This is a genomic window from Paraburkholderia sp. GAS334 (assembly GCF_050436625.1).
In the GTDB taxonomy this organism is placed as follows: Bacteria; Pseudomonadota; Gammaproteobacteria; order Burkholderiales; family Burkholderiaceae; genus Paraburkholderia.
Genome location: NZ_JBNDMO010000002.1, coordinates 393,698 through 409,029, shown reverse-complemented (window position 1 = coordinate 409,029; position 15,332 = coordinate 393,698). Strand labels below are relative to the sequence as shown.

Below are 15,332 nucleotides of genomic sequence, written 5' to 3'. Positions count from 1 at the left end.
GGCACTGGGTGTGTCGCGTGTCAGCCGTTTTTTCTGACGCTAACCTCTACGCCTACGCTGCGACCCGCCGGTCGACCGGCGCCCATACCGCGCGGTTGACACCGCTGACGACCGCATCGACGACCGCAGTCGCATCGTCCTCGCTCACGCCAACGCCGTACCGTACCGGCTGCTCGTCGACGCGGCAGCCGACAAACGCCGCGACGCGGCCGTCCGTCGTCCGCAGGCTTTCATACGACGTGATTTCGATCGACTGACCCGCGGCCGTCGTCATCGCCCGTGCCACAGACTGCGCGTGCGATTCGCCGCCGCTTTCGGCGCGTGCATCAGCCGATCCGACGACGTTCACGTCGCGGTTCTCCCAGCGTACGGTCGACGCGGTGACGCGCGCCGCCGGGCCGTCCGTATCGAAGTATTCCCGTGCGAAGAGCGCACAGATCGCGTCGCCGGTGACTTCGACGCCGGATTGATCCGCGACCGTCTGCACGGCGTGGCTGAACTCGATCTGCACGCGACGCGGCGGCGTGAAGCCCATACCGCGCTCCAGCAGATACGTCGAGCCGCCCTTGCCGGACTGGCTGTTTACGCGGATGACCGCGTCGTAGCTGCGGCCGAGATCGGCCGGATCGATCGGCAGATACGGCACTTCCCAGACGGCGTCGGGCGCCTGCTGGGCGAAACCCTTGCGGATCGCGTCCTGATGCGAGCCGGAGAACGCCGTGAACACGAGATCGCCCGCGTACGGATGGCGCGGATGTACCGGAATCTGGTTGCAGCGTTCAACGACGCGACGCACCGCGTCGATATCGGAGAAATCGAGGCCCGGATCGACGCCCTGCGTGTACAGGTTCATCGCGAGCGTGACGATATCGACGTTGCCGGTGCGCTCGCCGTTGCCGAAAAGACAGCCTTCGACGCGATCGGCACCCGCCATCAACGCAAGTTCTGCGGCGGCGACAGCCGTGCCGCGGTCGTTATGCGGATGCACCGAGAGCACGATGCTGTCGCGATAGCCGAGGTTGCGGTCCATCCATTCGATCTGGTCGGCGAACACGTTCGGCGTGGCCGCTTCGACCGTCGCGGGGAGGTTGACGATCATCTTGTGATCGCGCGTCGGACGCCACGTCTGCGCGACCGCGTCGCACACTTCGCGCGCGAAGGTAAGCTCGGTCATGCTGAACGTTTCCGGCGAATACTGGTAGATCCAGTGGGTCTGCGGGCGCGCGTCGGCGTACTGGCGGATGATCCGCGTGCCTTCCACTGCCAGCGCCTTCACCTCGTCCTTCGACTGGTTGAACACGATCTTGCGGAACGACGGCGCGATCGCGTTGTAAAGATGCACGATCGCGCGCGGCGTGCCTTCGAGCGCCTCGAACGTGCGCGCGATCAGTTCTTCGCGCGACTGCACGAGCACTTCGATGGTCACATCGTCGGGAATGCGGTTTTCGTCGATGAGCTTGCGAACGAAATCGAAGTCGGTCTGCGAAGCCGACGGAAAGCCGACTTCGATTTCCTTGAAGCCAATGGCCACCAGCGTCTCGAAGAATTCGAGCTTCTGCGCGATGCTCATCGGCTCGATCAGCGACTGGTTGCCATCGCGCAGATCGGTGCTCATCCAGACCGGCGCACGCTCGATCGTGCGGCTCGGCCATTTACGGCCGGTCAGGCGGACGGCGGGAAAAGGGCGGTACTTCTCAGCAGGGTTGCGCAACATGGTGAACCTCGTTCGTTGTGTCGTGTTCGTGTGTGTCTGCGTGTAAAGGGATGTAGCGGCGGCGAGCTGCACTAGCGGCGCGCTTCCCTTAGGGGCACGGTCCGCCAGCCGGTGGCTGGCGGTAGCAACGAACGGGCGCGAACGAAGAAGGTCATCGCAATGATGACGCTGTTGACGGCGATGGCTTGTGCCCATGCAACGTGCATTTTGACCTCGCGATTCATCCGAAGGATAAACGGACGAACACTGACGACAGGTTGTAAGAGGTACGGCGGATCTGGGGTGAAGCTGAAACTGCGGAACTGCTGGAGGACCGCGCTGTGAAACTGGATGCGCGGTGCTACGCCTGACTTACGCTAGACGTAGCGATAGAAGCCGCGGTAGGCGGCTGAGGGTAATTCGGAGGGTGTTCGGAAGGGAACGCATCCGGTGACTGTATGTCAGGGTGCGGGACCCTGTCAACCGGCGATGTTCGGATTCGCAGGTTCAGGAGTACAGGAAGCGTCTCTCAAACCCGCGCCAGCCCCTGTCAGGCGGCTCGTTTCGCGATTTCGGTGATCAGCTCGACCTGACGGGAAATTGCCAGCGGAACGGGCACTTCGCCACGCATCACAGCTTCGATCCATGCCGCTGTGGTCGCCGCGTCGCGGGCTTCCGGCAGCGGCACTTCGGGCGCATCCGGCGATGAGCGCTCAGCGGCGACGACTGTTTCGCACGCGCCGTCGTGCAACCAGTCGATCTGCACCTGACGCCGCGTGTCCGCGACGGCCTCGCCTTCCGTGCCGCGCGCGAGCAGCGCGCCGCCGACGGCCGCGTCGGGATGCGCAGCGAACAGTTGCGTAAGGCTCTCGCGATACGGCGGATGCGTGTAGTTCACGAGACGCAGCCCGTACGGCTCGAACGGCTGCAGGATCTTGACGAGCGTGTGCGTCGAATTACGCACACCCATCCGCCGGCGCAGCGCCAGCAGCCGCGCGAGCTTGGGCGCGAGTGTCGCGATCGGCGAAAACGCAAGGCGGCGGGCGGCCAGCGCATCTTCGATGGCCGCGTGGGTCGGCGCGTGATCGACGCCCAGATGCGCGAAAATCTCGGCGCTCGTCACACGGCCGGGGTCTTCAGTCACACCATGCACCAGCACCGGCACGCCTTCGCGGGCCAGCAGCAGCGCCAGCAACGGCACCAGGTTTGCCTGTTTGCGCGCGCCGTTGTAGCTCGGGATCGACACTGCCTGATACGCATCGTGCGTCACGCGAACCGGCTCGAACGACGTGTGCGCCGCCGACAGCATCGCCGCCAGTTCGTCAGCGCTTTCGCCTTTCACGCGGTACGCGAGCAGCACTGCGCCAAGCTCGAGGTCGGAGACGCGGCCGTCGAGCATCGCGCTATACAGCGTGTGCGTATCTTCGGCGGAGAGCGCGCGGGCGCCGTTCGGCCCGCGGCCGATTTCCTTGATGAAACGGGCGCACGGGAGGACGGCGGTCGTGGTGTCGGGAGATTCGATCATCGGATAGGGCGTGGTGCGGAAGTTTCGGCGGCGCGGGCGGACACACAAACGGACAAACGCGCGCTCGCGGTGGGCCGACGGGACGGTAAAGGCCTCCAGTATCGCATCTGTCGCGATCCAGCAAGATTGTGCATGCGCGTTACACTTATCGTTTAGTCGCCGCCTGCGCGGCATCCCACAAAAAACGGAGAACAGGATGAGTTACGTGTTTGCGCCGGCGCCGGTTGTCGCGGTGCCTGTTGTCGGAGTCAGCGAGCAGTTTGCGGTGCGCCGGATTTATTGCGTGGGTCGCAACTACGCGGCGCATGCGCGCGAGATGGGGCACGATCCCGACCGCGAGCCGCCGTTCTTCTTCTGCAAGCCGGCCGACGCCGTCGTGTACGTCGCGCCGGGCGAAACCGGCAGCTTCCCGTATCCGTCGCAGTCGAAGAACGTGCACTTCGAGATGGAACTCGTCGCTGCAATCGGCAAGGCGGGCAAGGATATTCCCGCTGGGCGCGCGCTCGAGCATGTCTATGGCTATGCGCTCGGGCTCGACATGACACGCCGCGACCTGCAGGCCGAGGCGAAAAAACTCGGCCGCCCGTGGGATACCGCGAAGGGTTTCGATCATTCAGCGCCGCTCGGCCCGATTCATCCGGCCTCGAAAGTCGGTCACATCGACAACGGCGCGATCTGGCTCACCGTCAATGGTGAGGAAAAACAGCGTTCGGACGTGTCGGACCTGATCTGGTCGATTCCGGAAACCGTCGCGTATCTGTCGACGCTCTTCGAGCTGCAACCGGGCGACCTGATTTTCACGGGCACACCGGAAGGTGTCGGCCCGGTGGTCAAGGGCGAAGTGATGAAGGGCGGCGTCGACGGGCTTGGCGACTTCAGCGTGCGCGTCGTCTGATGGCGCCGGAGTCACGGGAGGAGACACAGCGCATGAAGCTCTACAGCTATTTTCGTAGCTCGGCGTCGTATCGCGTTCGGATCGCGCTGAACCTGAAGAACCTGCCGTGCGACTACGTGCCGGTTCATCTGTTGCGTAACGGTGGCGAGCAGTTGAAGCCTGAATATCGCCGGCTGAATGCGGACGCGATCCTGCCGACGCTCGTCGATGGCGACGATGTGTACACGCAGTCGCTCGCGATCATGGAGTGGCTCGACGAGACGTATCCCGAGCCGCCGCTGCTGCCCGCGACGCCGCGTGACCGCGCGTATGTCCGTTCGGTCGCGCTGCAGATCGCGTGCGAGATTCATCCGCTCGACAACCTGCGCGTGCTCAGGTACCTGAAGCACACGCTGGGCGTGAACGATGAGGCGAAAGACGCGTGGTATCGGCACTGGGTCGAATCGGGCTTCGCGACGCTGGAGACGCATCTCGCCAGCGACGCGCGTACCGGCAAGCTGTGTTTCGGCGACGCGCCGACGCTCGCGGATGCGTGCCTCGTGCCGCAGGTATTCAACGCGCACCGCTTCAAGATTGATACCGCGCCGTTTCCGACGATTCACCGGATCTACGAACACGCGATGCAGATCGACGCGTTTCAGCGTGCGGCGCCGGGCGAGCAGCCGGACGCGGAGTGACTTCCGCGTGGGTGCGCGGTGTGCGTTTCAATGCGCGGGTGATGTAGAAAGGGCGTCCAGTGCGGCTCGTGCACTGGACGCCCTTTTTTTGCGGATCGAACGGACGGTGTCAGAAATCGAGCAACGCGTCGGAGAATTCTTCGGCGCTGAACGGCTGCAGATCCTCGACCTTCTCGCCAATGCCGATGAAGTACACCGGTACGGGACGCTGCCGTGCGATCGCCGCCAGAATGCCGCCCTTCGCGGTGCCGTCGAGCTTGGTGACGATGAGGCCGGTCAGGCCGAGCGCGTCGTCGAAGGCCTTGACCTGGGCGAGTGCGTTCTGTCCGGTGTTCGCGTCGATGACGAGCAGGACTTCGTGCGGCGCGCCATCCAGCGCCTTGCCGACCACGCGTTTCACCTTGCGCAGTTCTTCCATCAGATGCAATTGCGTCGGCAGACGGCCTGCAGTGTCGGCCATCAACACGTCGATCTTGCGCGCACGCGCGGCGCCGACGGCATCGAAGATCACTGCGGCCGGATCGCCGCTTTCCTGCGCGACGACGGTCACGTTGTTGCGCTCGCCCCAGATCGCCAGCTGCTCGCGCGCGGCGGCGCGGAACGTGTCGCCGGCGGCGAGCAGCACTGACTGATCGAAGCGCTGCAGATGCTTCGCCAGCTTGCCGATGCTGGTGGTCTTGCCGGCGCCATTGACGCCCGCGATCATCATCACGAGTGGCTGCGCGCGGCCTAGCATCAGCGACTTTTCGAGCGGCTTCAGCAGGTCGATCAAAAGCGAGCGGAGCGCGGTCTTCACCTGTTGCGGATCGGTCAGGCGCTCGGCGCGGACCTTTTCGCGCAACGACTCAAGCAGGAATTCGGTGGCGTCGACGCCCGCGTCGGACATCAGCAGCGCGGTTTCGAGTTCCTCGTACAGGTCCTCATCGATCTTCGCGCCGACGAAGATGCCTGTCAGGCTCGAACTCGTCTTCGACAGGCCGGTTTTGAGGCGCGTCAGCCAGGATCTCTTTGCGGCCGGCTCCGGCGCGGGCGGCGGGACGATTTCGACGGTTTCTTCGTCGGCTTCAGGTTCTGCGGCCAGCGTTGCGGATACGGACGGCGCGGACCGTGCTACGGGTTGCGGTGACTGTTGGGCGGTGGGCGCGGTAAATGCCGTAGCGGGCCTGGACTGTTCGGCAGCGGGTGCCGGGGCCGGCGCTGTCTGCGCTTGCGACACAGCGCGGTCGACGGGAGCCGCAGGCGTAACGGGCGCGGAAGACGGCGCAGCAGGCGCCACAGGTGTCGATGCGGTAGGGGTTACCGGCGCGGCAGCAGGCGCTGCCGGCGCGACGACAGGGGCAGGCGCTGGAACCGGAGCCGGCGCCACTTCAGCCGCAACCTGTTCCTGCTCCTGCTCCGCAGGCGCTTCCTGCGGCACGGTGTCGGACGTTTTCGAGCCCTTGAATCGTTTGAAAAAGCTGAACATGATCTGGCGTGGTGAGAGCGCGCGCCGATTCCCGCGACGCGGGACCAGGCGACAGCGGCAGGCAGCGTGGCAATGCGGGATGCAAGGCGCTGGAAGCCGGACATTTTATCAGGCGCGCCCGGGCCCGTCGCCGGACGTCGTGCCAAAGCCGCGACCGTGGCAGCGGCGGGGCAGCGCGGGCCTGTGGTAACGTTGGCGCTCCGGCCCGCCGTCGCAGACGCGGGCGCTCTCCACGCAAGACGATTTCCGCATGCCCCGATCCTCTCCTTCCCGCGCGCATGGCGCATCCTCAGGCCGCAGCAAGGCGCCGCACGCAATCCGCATCATCGGCGGCGACTGGAAGCGCACGCCGCTGCCGGTGCTCGATCTCGACGGCCTGCGTCCGACGCCCGACCGCGTGCGCGAAACGCTCTTCAACTGGCTCGGCCAGCGCCTCGACGGCCTGCGCTGCCTTGATCTCTTTGCCGGCAGCGGCGCGCTCGGTTTCGAAGCGGCGTCCCGCGGCGCGGCGCGTGTGCTGATGGTCGAGCGCAGTGGGCGCGCCGCCGGCCAGTTGCGCGCGAATCAGGCCAAACTGGCTGCGCGCGCCATCGAAATCGCCGAAGCCGACGCGCTGCGCCTCGCGGCGAGCCTGGCGCCCGGCTCGTTCGACGTCGTGTTCCTCGATCCGCCGTTCGATGCCGACCTGCTCGAGCGCGCGTTGACGCTCGCCGTGCCGCTCGTGAGCGCCGAAGGCTTCCTGTACGTCGAAGCGGGCGAAGCGCTCGACATCGCACAGACAGAGGCGCTGGCAGGCTGGACCATCGTCCGCCAGGGCAAGGCGGGCGCGGTTCACTATCATTTGCTGCAGCGCGAAAATGAGGAATAATGCGCCTTCCATAACAAGCGCCGGACGGCTGCCGTCACGCGCGCGACCCCTGGCAGAAGCATCTCACGGGCGCTGAACTGCCCGTCCCAGTGAACAGAGAGGAGAAGTCTCATGGTAGTCGCCGTGTACCCGGGCACATTCGACCCGCTGACGCGCGGTCACGAAGACCTCGTTCGGCGCGCGTCGAGCATTTTCGATACGCTGGTGGTCGGTGTCGCCGACAGCCGTAACAAGAAACCCTTCTTCACGCTCGAAGAACGCCTCGATATCGCGCACGAAGTGCTAGGCCACTATCCGAACGTGCAGGTGATGAGTTTCAAGGGGCTGCTGAAGGACTTTGTCCGGACGAACAACGCGCGCGTGATCGTGCGCGGCCTGCGCGCCGTGTCGGACTTCGAGTATGAGTTTCAGATGGCCGGCATGAACCGCTATCTGCTGCCGGACGTCGAAACGATGTTCATGACGCCGTCCGACCAGTACCAGTTCATTTCGGGCACGATCGTCCGCGAGATTGCGCAGCTGGGCGGTGATGTGAGCAAGTTCGTGTTCCCGTCGGTCGAAAAATGGCTGCAGGAAAAGGTCGCGGCGCTCGGACTCGAGCCGGACCAGGCAGCCCAACCGTAAGCGGCGTAAACTAGCGGCTTGCGGAATGACAGTCGGCCCGTTGCCGGCGCGAAGTGAGAAGAAGCATGGCCTTGATGATTACCGACGAGTGCATCAATTGGTTGTCCTAAGCAATTTTTGTGCCAACCGTCCATTAAGGCTTCTAGCTTTTCCAATTGCCAGAAATTACCCTCTTGCAACTCAAATGCAACGGCCGTTGGCAAGTAAAAATTTGCCGAAAAGGATTTCCGGCGCAATATAAGTCGTTTTCGACAAAAGGCGAAGGGCAGGTTTGGGCCCGTGCAATCGAAGCTGCGATGGACGATGGAACGTGGGTCGATCCAGCAGGCACAACCGACATTACATTTCGTAATCTGCTGGAGCGTTACAAAATGTCGGTCACCCAGACAAAGCGAAGCAGGCGGAGTGAGGAATACCGGATCGGCAAAATGATGCGCCACAAGATTGCTGCGTACAGCATCCGGAATCTCACGACGAGCGTGCTGGCCGATTACCGCGATCACCGTCTCAAAGACGCGTCTAACGCGTGTGTCTGCCGCGAACTGGCGACGATCAGCGCCGTTATCACGCACGCGCAGCGTGAATGGGGTCTTAGCATCAACAATCCGGCAAAGCTTGTGAAGAAGCCGCGATTGCCTCCTGGTAGAAGCCGCATACTGAAACCTGTGGAGCTTGAACGGCTGTTGCATGAACTGAATGCAGAGCGCCACGAGTTGCGGAGCAAGTGGCTTGTGCCGCTCGCGAAGCTTGCGCTTGAAACGGCGATGCGGCAGGGCGAGTTGCTCTCGCTCGAATGGAAACGCGTTGATTTCGAAGAGCGCACTGCCTATCTACCGACGACAAAAAACGGGAAAGACCGATATGTGCCGCTCAGTAGCGCAGCCATCGCGATTCTGGAAAGTCTGGAGCGTGTTGACGAGCGTGTTATCCCGATCAGCCAGAACGTCGTGTTGTGTGCATGGCCGCGGGCATGCAAACGTGCTGGTATCGAAGATTTTCACTTTCACGATCTGCGACACATGGCAACGACGAAGCTTGCGAAGAAATTGCCGAACGTGATCGAACTCGCATCGGTAACAGGACATTCCAACGTGCAAATGCTGAAGCGGTATTACCATGTGTCTGCAAGCGAGCTAGCTCAAAAGCTCGGCTGAGAACGAAAAGGATCTGTCTGCTGTTCGCTCTACAAAGTCGTGTACAGCGTAAACACGGAAACGCGGGGAAAAGTTGTTGTCTTTGAGACTCGCCCTTTGAATGCGTCGTCGGCAAATCAAAGAGCGATGTGGGCCGTTCAACGTCTCAAATTGGCTTAGAGTTGAGCTTTGCGAGTTGCTGTTGCGTCTTCTGCAGTTTCAGACGCAGGTCTGCAGTCTTTGCGGCTCGCGTTGCACGCTTGGCCGCTTTCTTTTGTGCGTCGACCTGCTGTTTCTGCAGATCGACTTCTCCGATGATTTCGATGTATCGCATGATTGCTACCTCCTCGCCGATATTTATGAACGCGAGGAAGTAGCGTTGCCGGTCATTTTGCTGCGAAGCCGGAGCGCATCGTTGCACTAACGGCTTCGAGCTGCGTATCCAGTTCGCCGGCTGCAACGGCAGCCTTCAGCGCATCAAGTGTCGGGATCAACTCATTGATTGTGCCAACCTCGATGGCCGATTTGCCCTTCGCCAGTTCGAGCGTCTTGGCACCATAGCGGACAGACATACAGAGCTTGCCGTTTTCGGCAGTGAACCACCATGCACGAACACGCTTGAGGCCTTCGACATTGCGACGTTCGCCGGTTTCTGCATCTTTTACTGAGCGGAAGCGTGTTGGCTGGAAAGGCTTTCCTTCCTGTTGCGCTTTCGCAAGTTCCGTTTGCTCCCAGATTTTCGCGATCAGGCGGTTACGGCGCTGCACGATTTGCGGCAAAGCACCGGGACGTTTCGTTGCTACCAGCTTCAGATTGTTGAGGCTCATATAACTCTCCTGTGTTGTGTATATGCAGGAGAGGATGCGTTCCGGTTGCGAAGAGATCAAGAAAAGAATCAAACCCGTTCGCGCACAATCATGGAGTCTCGGTCTCCGCAACTAGTGTAATTCGATAACCAGTTTCCCGAATCACTAAGTCTTCCATGTGATTTAAGTCAATAGCTGTATCAGAACGCCAGCCGTCGTGTTCCAGAAAGCACTTAACTCCCGCATTCTTCAATTCTGCACGGATGACATTCAGCACTCGGCGTTCTAGCTCGAAGTAACGGTTCCATTTTCGACGTGAGGTAAGGGGAAGTTTGCGTCCTGTATCGGTGCGTGCTATTGGCATAGTTGGCTCAATTGCTTTCCAGCAAACTCTAATATCTTCGCGTAGATTGGTCAGGCGTGCGTCGTTTTGAAGGGTCGTGATCTTCTCGCGATCAAAACCGACAAGTTCGAACAAAGCGAATTTTTCGCTTGCGCCGAGTTTAGCGCCGCAAAACAGCGCATTTACTAGTGCCTTCGCGTCTTTCAACGGTATATCTGTGATGTCTGCGATGTGCTTGCGGAAATCCGCAGTGTTCTTCAGATAGTCGTCAATGCCTCGAAGCCACTCGTCCATACCAAGTTCTTGTGCGTGTTGCAGAATCAGGGTCGGGGCACACGCCTTGATATCGTAGTTGTATTTGAGACCGACCGCGTTCCAAACTTGCTCCTTGGCCGCTTTACGAAGATTTTGCAGCGGATGCCAAAGTCTCGCGCTCTCTTTCTCTTGGTAGTTAAATTCTAGCGTTTGCATCTCTGCACCATACGCATGCATGACCCAGTACTGAACGAGCTTCAAATCATAGGCTTCGTCTGTATCTGCTGTTGGTTTTGCGAGAAGCGATTCAGCCGGTATCGGTTCTGCTCCCTGCAAGACTGATCGTACTTCTTTAACACCCGCGATATTAAGTGTATATTTTTTGCACGACGCGCTGTCTGAGCCAAAAGCATAGTGACTGTCTGCGCACAGCAGCAGCTTGGCGCGAAGCCATTGGGACAAGGGCTTTTGCTGTTGTCCTAGGTTTTCGTCGATCCAGTTTTTAGCTAGCTCGCGTGGCTCGTCACCGAGTACGGCCATAGCCCAGCCGACTGCCTGCTTGATGCGCTTCAGTGTGCGCTCTTTGTACTTGGGATTATCAAGATTGGGTACGTATGTACCTGAAAAGGATGCTGTTGTCATTGTTGTTCTTGTTATTGTGTGCGGCTGGTTAGGTCGCGTTCTTCTGGTTATTTATAAAACTCGCCCAGATCACATTGAATAGCGCGATTCCGAGGTGTTCCAGGGAAACGGGGAAACCACCACAGTTTCCCCAAAGAACCTACGCAAAACAGAACAGCAACAATTGAGCGAATACGCGTTGCGCGTACCGCTATCTTATTTATCTAAGGTGCTGCGCGAATTAGGGCAATCCAACATCTTGGGAAGCGATTAGGCTGGTATCCACCAGATATCATTATAGTGGTTTTCGTAGACGCCGCTCGAGCTCTGTCCGAGGAATACTTCACCGGAGTATGTCTGGGATACTTCTGAAATTCTTAGGGAACAACTCGTTGATTGTTTCGTGAGGATGTGGCTGGTTTGATGATTAAAGATTACCATCGCCACATCTACACCCTATTGTATACCATTGAGTTACGTTGGATTTCGAGATCCGCGAAGGGATTTTTGGAGTTAGGCGGTGAAACCCCTCAATAGGCACGTTGGATGCCAATATGAGTTTCTCGGGTGGTATCGCGGCACGTGTCGATATAAATATCTAAACCGGTGATCTCGCTGATAAAGGAAAACGTGATGATAGACACGATAGAACAAATAGATATCAACGTCGAAAACGACGTGACGAGAGCAGTCGGAGTTGTGTTGGGAAGCAACATGCCGAAGATGTATCTCACAACGACTGCGGAAGCATTTATGGCGTACCGGACGGCTATATCGCAATGGCTGCGTAAGAAGGATATTCGCGTCGAAGTACTTCTTTGGTCCCAGTCGCAGAAAGCCAGATTGCTGTTCGAGGACACGAAGGACGCGTGGTCATTCCAGGAAGAATTCGAAGGAATCTGAGATCGAAGCACACGCGATTGCTTTGCAAAACTCAAGAGGACGCATAGAGGCAAACGGTGAGGTGATGCAGACGAAACCTACGCTGCGTTCGATGACAGCGCGCCGCTGGTACAGTTCGGCGAAGTCAAAATCACCGCCTGAGGCGACATGCAAGTTGAGTTTTGGCGGTCTGTAGCTTCGACGGAGTGTTGTCGAACTTCAATGGTGTGAAACCAAAGCAAATAGCAAAAAGCTTTGCTTTTCGCGTAAGTGCTTGTTTCTTCTGACCCCGCACGCAAGTCACGCGGTTGTTGATTTCCATAACCAAAGAACACATCCTCCGGTGCAGGAAATTCATTGCATTCGGAGATCAGGACGTGGCGCAGGCAAAGACCTTGACCGAAAAAGAACTCAAGCAGGTGCTGACCTACGTGTCGCTGCACCGGCATGCAGCACGCAACAGGGCCATGCTGCTCATGACGCATTGGGCAGGTATGCGTGTGGGCGAGGTCGCAGCGCTGCGCATTGGTGACGTGCTAAATGCGGACGGTTCGATTAAATCGGAAATCCGTCTACTTGCCGAACAGACGAAGGGACGCCATGCGCGAACTGTGTTTATTGGCCAGCGACTTCGCAAGGAACTGGCGTCGTACATCGCGACGATCAAGTGTCGGTTGACCGACAAACCGCTGTTCTATACGCAGAAGCGGGAAGGATTCACAGGGAACACGTTGTGTCAGTACTTCCACTGGCTGTACAAGCAGGTCGGCATAGACGGGGCGAGCAGTCATTCCGGTCGGCGCACGTTCATCACGAATCTGGCGAACAAGGGCGTAGGCGTTCGCGTGCTCATGTCGCTTGCCGGACACCGCAACATTTCGACCACGCAGGTTTACATCGACGTCAATGACGAGATGCAACGGGCGGCAGTTGACCTTGTGTAACCGGTAGTTGGAGCCGCGCATACGAAGACATGTCGATTTAATCGACATGTTGCGACGCCAGCGTCGGACTGCAAGCGCTTTTTCGACCCATGATTGCGTGCTTCTGCGAGCTAAAGCGTTCACCGCGACACGGATGAATCCGTCCTGTTGCTTCTCGATGGCCTGCTTCGGTTATTATCTCGCGCGCCGCGTGGCCTGTTTTGGACGCTGCACAATAGTCGCAGCATCAGCCTGCGGCTTGACTAGAAATCGCGGGGATACCACTTGAGAAATACGCGGATTGCCGCTGTGGTGGGCGGCATTGCGTCGGCGTTGGCTTGCCAGCACGCATCGGCCCAGAGTTCGGTCACGCTGTACGGCATGACTGAAATCACGATGCGTTATTTGACCAACGATAACGCTCAGAACGACAGTCGTTTGTTCATGACGAATGGAGCGATCATCAACAGTCATGTCGGGTTGCGTGGCGAGGAGGATCTGGGCAACGGCCTGAAGACTGTATTCCAGATCGAGAGCAATTTCGATCCACAGGATGGCGCGCTGAGCGACGGTGGACGGTTTCTCGGAAGCACGGCGAACGTCGGCCTATCAGGCGGGTGCGGAACAGTGACGCTAGGCCGTCAGGACACGCCGCTATTTGACAAGCTGGTCACGACATACGACCCGCTGACCTATGCGAACTACCCGGAAAACTCATGGTTGCCGTGGGCGCTCGAAGCGGGACTCGCAGCCGACAATTCGATCAGATACACGGGCCAGTTCGGCAGCCTGTATGTCGGTGCGATGTATTCCTTCGGAAGTAACTACGAGATAGGCGGTGCGGATGGATTCTCGGGCCAGGTCCCCGGCCGCTTCGCGGCGGGGAGTCTTGCGAACCTGCTGGTGTCGTATTCAGATGGGCCGCTCAATGTCGCGGCAGGCGTTCAGCAGGTACGCGACAACTCGGATAACCGGCAAACGGTCTTCAACGTCGATTTCATGTACGAACTGCGCCGGGTAAAGCTTTATGCCGGCTGGCTGCATTCACAAGACAACACGGGCCTTGTTGATACCTTGCTTGCCGAACAGCCGATCCCAGATATCAGTCAGTTGAAAAACACGAACCGGATCGATGACGGGCCATTTGCCGGGTTTGCGTGGCGGATCGCTGCACCGTTGCTGTTGTCCACCGCGTTCTACTACGATCACATGCGGAACGCGGCGACGGCTAGTGGAATGTTGGGCAGCGGAAGCCGATATACCGTGGTTGAACTGGCTGAGTATGAGCTGTCGAAGCGCACCGAGATTTATGGCACGGTGGATTTCAACAAGGTAACAGGTGCCGCAGGCGTGGAATTGCCGGGGCGGAGTAATCAGACGGGGGTTGCGATAGGGATGCGGAGTTTCTTCTGACCTGATAGTGTCGGTTAAACCGACAGATGGAAATGTCAGGTTCCCTTCGCGGCCTTCGTAAAGGCTTCGCCGAGCTTGTCGAAATGACGCAGCGCGGCTTGCGTCAGCTCGATTTGTTTGCGCCGCGCATCCTCCGTGTCACTGAGCATGATCCAGCCCTTTTCTCGCATCGATGTGATTCGGGCGTGTAATGTGGCAGGCGACCCCAGCTCGCTTTGCGCCATCATGTCCCGTACCGACAGCCTGTTCTTGGTCTGTGTTGCGCGAGCAATAAACTCAAGTATCCGCTCTTCGAGCGGATCGAGCGCGGCAAGCGTAGGCAGACCGCGCAATGCCTCTGTCAGTTGCAGGAATCGCAGGTAGATATCAGCAGGACGTGTCATTGCTTACGCACTGTTGAGGATGGGCTGTTGAAGATAGGCGCTCGCGGGACGACATGCAGGCGCGTTATGATTCGCTCGATAATAAACATGGAAGGGCAGTTTACCGCAATGTCTAGCTTACGTTTGCATTTCTGGTCGATCACTGTGACTCTGATCGCGTTTTTGGTCTCGCTGTGGATCAACCAGGAGGTGTTCACTCACACGTCTTTCGTTCGAGGCATAAACTGGATTTTCCTGCCGTCCGGTGTTCGGCTTCTCAGTACGTTGCTGGTTGGGTTCGACGGGTTCGTTGGCCTGCTGGTTGGCGGTCTGCTGATGGACTTTTTCTATTGGTTTCCGCACGACCCGGTTCGCGCAATCGCGGGAGCCATTCTGGGTTCGCTGGCGCCCTATTTGGTTTACAGGCTTGCACTGGAGCGCTACGACCTGAAGGCGTCGCTGACAAATCTCACGCCGAAGCGACTGCTCGTACTGGCCGTTGCGTACTCGGTGGCGAATCCGCTGCTGCACCACATCTGGTTCGCGCTGACCGGTACGACGGAGAAATGGTTCGAAAGCTTATTCAGCATGTTCGTAGGCGACCTGACCGGCGCGCTAATCATGTTGTACACAATGAAGGGCATTCTGGCTTTCCTGCCGGCACAACCGGGCCGTGCTCGCATGGATGGCATGTTCAGGGTTCGGGTGGCGCTAGACAGCGCCTACAACAATCAACTGCGATAGTGCGGGGATGCCTTGGAGCGGATACGGTTCAGCTAAGAGACGGCAATGCGATCAAGCAATCGTTGCAGTCGTTCCTGTTGCGTTCGCATTAGGCCTGGCGTCA

At 59.2% G+C, this 15,332-nt stretch carries 16 protein-coding genes; 9 read left to right on the top strand and 7 right to left on the bottom strand.

Annotated elements, in window-relative coordinates:
• Positions 1-52: 52 nt before the first annotated feature.
• Both leuA and ybiB read right to left on the bottom strand, forming a co-directional pair.
• A complete protein-coding gene (gene leuA / locus P3T21_RS05235) occupies positions 53-1,714 on the bottom strand; it encodes a 2-isopropylmalate synthase (protein WP_429254864.1) in 1,662 nt (553 codons plus the stop codon).
• Between the two features lie 529 nt (positions 1,715-2,243).
• Positions 2,244-3,218 carry a DNA-binding protein YbiB gene (gene ybiB, locus P3T21_RS05230; RefSeq protein WP_429254863.1) on the bottom strand — a complete coding sequence of 325 codons (975 nt, stop codon included), beginning with the start codon at positions 3,216-3,218 and terminating at the stop codon, positions 2,244-2,246.
• A gap of 196 nt (positions 3,219-3,414) precedes the next feature.
• Here ybiB and P3T21_RS05225 point away from each other — a divergent pair, with 196 nt between their 5' ends.
• On the top strand, positions 3,415-4,113 hold the full coding sequence (locus P3T21_RS05225; protein ID WP_429254862.1) for a fumarylacetoacetate hydrolase family protein: 699 nt from the start codon (positions 3,415-3,417) through the stop codon (positions 4,111-4,113).
• A gap of 32 nt (positions 4,114-4,145) precedes the next feature.
• Positions 4,146-4,790, top strand: a complete 645-nt coding sequence (maiA, locus tag P3T21_RS05220) for a maleylacetoacetate isomerase (protein ID WP_429254861.1) — start codon at positions 4,146-4,148, stop codon at positions 4,788-4,790.
• 109 nt (positions 4,791-4,899) lie between these two features.
• Here the strand turns inward: maiA and ftsY are convergent, their stop codons facing one another.
• The gene (gene ftsY / locus P3T21_RS05215) at positions 4,900-6,255 is read right to left on the bottom strand and encodes a signal recognition particle-docking protein FtsY (RefSeq protein WP_429254860.1); all 1,356 of its coding nucleotides are present in this window, start codon (positions 6,253-6,255) and stop codon (positions 4,900-4,902) included.
• Positions 6,256-6,505: 250 nt separating this feature from the next.
• On the opposite strand from ftsY, the gene rsmD reads away from it, so the two are divergent.
• The 3 genes from rsmD (at position 6,506) to P3T21_RS05200 (ending at position 8,901) form a co-directional block, all read left to right on the top strand.
• Positions 6,506-7,123, top strand: coding sequence for a 16S rRNA (guanine(966)-N(2))-methyltransferase RsmD (rsmD, locus tag P3T21_RS05210; protein ID WP_429254859.1), 618 nt, complete (start codon positions 6,506-6,508; stop codon positions 7,121-7,123).
• A 111-nt stretch (positions 7,124-7,234) separates the two neighbouring features.
• Positions 7,235-7,747, top strand: a complete 513-nt coding sequence (gene coaD, locus P3T21_RS05205; RefSeq protein ID WP_429254858.1) for a pantetheine-phosphate adenylyltransferase — start codon at positions 7,235-7,237, stop codon at positions 7,745-7,747.
• A gap of 173 nt (positions 7,748-7,920) precedes the next feature.
• Complete coding sequence (locus P3T21_RS05200; RefSeq protein WP_429254857.1) at positions 7,921-8,901, top strand: site-specific integrase; 981 nt, start codon at positions 7,921-7,923, stop codon at positions 8,899-8,901.
• A gap of 145 nt (positions 8,902-9,046) precedes the next feature.
• Here P3T21_RS05200 and P3T21_RS05195 read toward each other — a convergent pair whose 3' ends face one another.
• From P3T21_RS05195 to P3T21_RS05185, 3 genes are all read right to left on the bottom strand, one after another.
• Positions 9,047-9,214 carry a hypothetical protein gene (locus P3T21_RS05195; RefSeq protein WP_020067003.1) on the bottom strand — a complete coding sequence of 56 codons (168 nt, stop codon included), beginning with the start codon at positions 9,212-9,214 and terminating at the stop codon, positions 9,047-9,049.
• A 52-nt stretch (positions 9,215-9,266) separates the two neighbouring features.
• Complete coding sequence (locus P3T21_RS05190) at positions 9,267-9,707, bottom strand: DUF6641 family protein (protein WP_429254856.1); 441 nt, start codon at positions 9,705-9,707, stop codon at positions 9,267-9,269.
• A gap of 88 nt (positions 9,708-9,795) precedes the next feature.
• Entirely contained in the window at positions 9,796-10,926 is a 1,131-nt protein-coding gene (locus tag P3T21_RS05185; protein ID WP_429254855.1) for a hypothetical protein, read from the bottom strand.
• A gap of 612 nt (positions 10,927-11,538) precedes the next feature.
• Between P3T21_RS05185 and P3T21_RS05180 the strand changes: the two genes are divergently transcribed.
• From P3T21_RS05180 to P3T21_RS05170, 3 genes are all read left to right on the top strand, one after another.
• The gene (locus P3T21_RS05180; RefSeq protein ID WP_429254854.1) at positions 11,539-11,808 is read left to right on the top strand and encodes a hypothetical protein; all 270 of its coding nucleotides are present in this window, start codon (positions 11,539-11,541) and stop codon (positions 11,806-11,808) included.
• 356 nt (positions 11,809-12,164) lie between these two features.
• Positions 12,165-12,731 carry a tyrosine-type recombinase/integrase gene (locus P3T21_RS05175; protein ID WP_429254853.1) on the top strand — a complete coding sequence of 189 codons (567 nt, stop codon included), beginning with the start codon at positions 12,165-12,167 and terminating at the stop codon, positions 12,729-12,731.
• 264 nt (positions 12,732-12,995) lie between these two features.
• On the top strand, positions 12,996-14,123 hold the full coding sequence (locus P3T21_RS05170) for a porin (RefSeq protein WP_429254852.1): 1,128 nt from the start codon (positions 12,996-12,998) through the stop codon (positions 14,121-14,123).
• Positions 14,124-14,158: 35 nt separating this feature from the next.
• Here the strand turns inward: P3T21_RS05170 and P3T21_RS05165 are convergent, their stop codons facing one another.
• Positions 14,159-14,506 (bottom strand): winged helix-turn-helix domain-containing protein, encoded by a 348-nt coding sequence (locus P3T21_RS05165; protein ID WP_429254851.1) that lies wholly within the window; start codon positions 14,504-14,506, stop codon positions 14,159-14,161.
• 108 nt (positions 14,507-14,614) lie between these two features.
• Here P3T21_RS05165 and P3T21_RS05160 point away from each other — a divergent pair, with 108 nt between their 5' ends.
• Complete coding sequence (locus P3T21_RS05160; protein ID WP_429255165.1) at positions 14,615-15,229, top strand: hypothetical protein; 615 nt, start codon at positions 14,615-14,617, stop codon at positions 15,227-15,229.
• Positions 15,230-15,332 lie beyond the last annotated feature (103 nt).

Coding starts and splice junctions, on each gene's coding strand:
- P3T21_RS05225 (WP_429254862.1), top strand. CDS start 3,415: ATGAGTTACGTGTTTGCGCCGGCGCCGGTTGTCGCGGTGCCTGTTGTC.
- ftsY (WP_429254860.1), bottom strand. CDS start 6,255: ATGTTCAGCTTTTTCAAACGATTCAAGGGCTCGAAAACGTCCGACACC.
- ybiB (WP_429254863.1), bottom strand. CDS start 3,218: ATGATCGAATCTCCCGACACCACGACCGCCGTCCTCCCGTGCGCCCGT.
- P3T21_RS05195 (WP_020067003.1), bottom strand. CDS start 9,214: ATGCGATACATCGAAATCATCGGAGAAGTCGATCTGCAGAAACAGCAG.
- P3T21_RS05190 (WP_429254856.1), bottom strand. CDS start 9,707: ATGAGCCTCAACAATCTGAAGCTGGTAGCAACGAAACGTCCCGGTGCT.
- leuA (WP_429254864.1), bottom strand. CDS start 1,714: ATGTTGCGCAACCCTGCTGAGAAGTACCGCCCTTTTCCCGCCGTCCGC.
- rsmD (WP_429254859.1), top strand. CDS start 6,506: ATGCCCCGATCCTCTCCTTCCCGCGCGCATGGCGCATCCTCAGGCCGC.
- P3T21_RS05165 (WP_429254851.1), bottom strand. CDS start 14,506: ATGACACGTCCTGCTGATATCTACCTGCGATTCCTGCAACTGACAGAG.
- P3T21_RS05185 (WP_429254855.1), bottom strand. CDS start 10,926: ATGACAACAGCATCCTTTTCAGGTACATACGTACCCAATCTTGATAAT.
- P3T21_RS05160 (WP_429255165.1), top strand. CDS start 14,615: ATGTCTAGCTTACGTTTGCATTTCTGGTCGATCACTGTGACTCTGATC.
- maiA (WP_429254861.1), top strand. CDS start 4,146: ATGAAGCTCTACAGCTATTTTCGTAGCTCGGCGTCGTATCGCGTTCGG.
- coaD (WP_429254858.1), top strand. CDS start 7,235: ATGGTAGTCGCCGTGTACCCGGGCACATTCGACCCGCTGACGCGCGGT.
- P3T21_RS05180 (WP_429254854.1), top strand. CDS start 11,539: ATGATAGACACGATAGAACAAATAGATATCAACGTCGAAAACGACGTG.